The organism is Mucilaginibacter sp. P4_G9, assembly GCF_056400985.1.
Genome location: NZ_JBFUKF010000692.1, coordinates 1 through 1640 on the forward strand (window position 1 = coordinate 1; position 1640 = coordinate 1640).

Sequence of the window (1640 nt, forward strand, 5' to 3'; positions counted from 1 at the left end):
GTGTTCAGATTGGTCGACTTTATATTGACGGTGGGCATTGGAGCAGTGATATCCGTTGCTGTATCCGATAAGAAGCAGCGAATTGGCGACATGGTAGCAGGCACCACAGTGGTTAAAACCACACCCAAAACAAACCTGAACGAATTGTTTTTTAATTACCAGGACGAGGAGGGGTATGAGCCTGTATTTAGCGGCGTTAGCGAGCTGAAAGACTCGGACATGACCCTCATATACGAGGTGATAACCAATTTTAAAGCAACCGGTAACAGCAGCCTGATTTATAATATGGCCGTGCAGGTAAAAAATCATTTAGGTATCGAAATTCCGTCGGGAATGAATGAGTACGATTTTTTACAAACCGTTGTTAAAGACTATAGCTATATAGTTTCAAGGCAGGGCGTTTAATTGCAGTACAAGGTATACATTTTATAGATGTAAGCTACCAACATAATATTCCCGGTTATCAAATACAATGTTTTGGTAACAAACTGCTTTTTATCAAAATTAAGCCTATTTCTCAGTACTACAAATAGGATCGTAATAATCAGTGGAATGGTAGCGGGATATAGCGTCAAACTTTCATGCAGGTTACCTTTTAGCAGGGCGATGACGGAGCGCTGAAAGCCGCAACCAGGGCAATCAATATCGGTTAATTTTTTAAACGGACAAGGTATTAAATGATTATGCAGCCATTCAATAAATATGAAATGGCTGCATAATAAAGTATAACAATGCATAGTTATGCCTGTGGATCAAATGGTTTTTGGTAATCGCCAGAACCAAAACGGTTGTTCATATTTGCTTCTTTTGCTGACGGGCCTAAATATACCGAATCGCCAAAACCTAATATCATTATAAATATAGGGTGTAAAAGTATCATCCCAACCGTAAAGCCTTCGCTTTTACCAAAGCTTTTGCATAACAGGTTGCAAACCCATATTAAGAAGATGAAATTTATGCATGGGCATATCATTAAAAGGAACCACCAAATAGGTTTTCCCACAATTTCGCATAGCACAATATAATTATAAAAAGGTATTAATACAGCCCAACCCGGTTTACCTGCTTTGGTAAATACTTTCCATGCGGCAACGGCACATAATATTAAAACGAGAAGTTCAACGATCAGCACTCCTTTGAAAGCGCCATTAAATGCGGAATTTGGATAATTTTCCATTTTTTAAAAAAAGGTTTAGTTAATAGTTTATTTATGTTTTTGCTTATTGCAAAGTATAAATTTTTTAAATAAAAGTCATATAACTTATCATATTTATTACAAAGCTTCAATGGTTTATTATTTTTAATTTTGATCTGATGCAAAGAGAGCAAATTTCTGTATTTGATATGTTTAAAATAGGCATAGGCCCGTCAAGCTCACATACGCTTGGTCCATGGCGTGCCGCGCAGCAATTTGTGCAATCGCTTGAACAGCATAGAGTGTTGGATTTGGTTGAACAGGTAAAAATCCTGCTTTACGGCTCCCTTGCCAAAACAGGCAGAGGGCATGGTACGGATATCGCCCTCCTGTTGGGCCTTAGCGGCGATGATCCGGTAACTTTTGAGGTAGACCAGATTACGCCCAAAATTGATCATATAACCCTATCGCATCAATTGATATTGGGTGGGACAAAGCCGATTGT

3 protein-coding genes and 1 pseudogene are annotated in these 1640 nt (G+C 38.5%); 2 read left to right on the forward strand and 2 right to left on the reverse strand.

Translation table 11 applies throughout. The features are described 5' to 3' along the window. Positions 1-405, forward strand: a pseudogene (locus tag AC1DPZ_RS26770) (RDD family protein); the annotation flags it as partial. On the opposite strand, the gene AC1DPZ_RS26775 reads toward AC1DPZ_RS26770, so the two are convergent. Both AC1DPZ_RS26775 and AC1DPZ_RS26780 read right to left on the reverse strand, forming a co-directional pair. After that, positions 402-737, reverse strand: a complete 336-nt coding sequence (locus AC1DPZ_RS26775; protein ID WP_477409237.1) for a DUF2752 domain-containing protein — start codon at positions 735-737, stop codon at positions 402-404. The pseudogene AC1DPZ_RS26770 and the gene AC1DPZ_RS26775 sit on opposite strands and share 4 nt — an antisense overlap. Positions 738-739: 2 nt before the next feature. Beyond that, positions 740-1177, reverse strand: coding sequence for a DUF5684 domain-containing protein (locus AC1DPZ_RS26780; RefSeq protein WP_477409239.1), 438 nt, complete (start codon positions 1175-1177; stop codon positions 740-742). A gap of 137 nt (positions 1178-1314) precedes the next feature. Between AC1DPZ_RS26780 and AC1DPZ_RS26785 the strand changes: the two genes are divergently transcribed. Then, a partial coding sequence (locus AC1DPZ_RS26785; RefSeq protein WP_477409241.1) for a serine dehydratase beta chain occupies positions 1315-1640 on the forward strand: 326 nt, incomplete at its 3' end.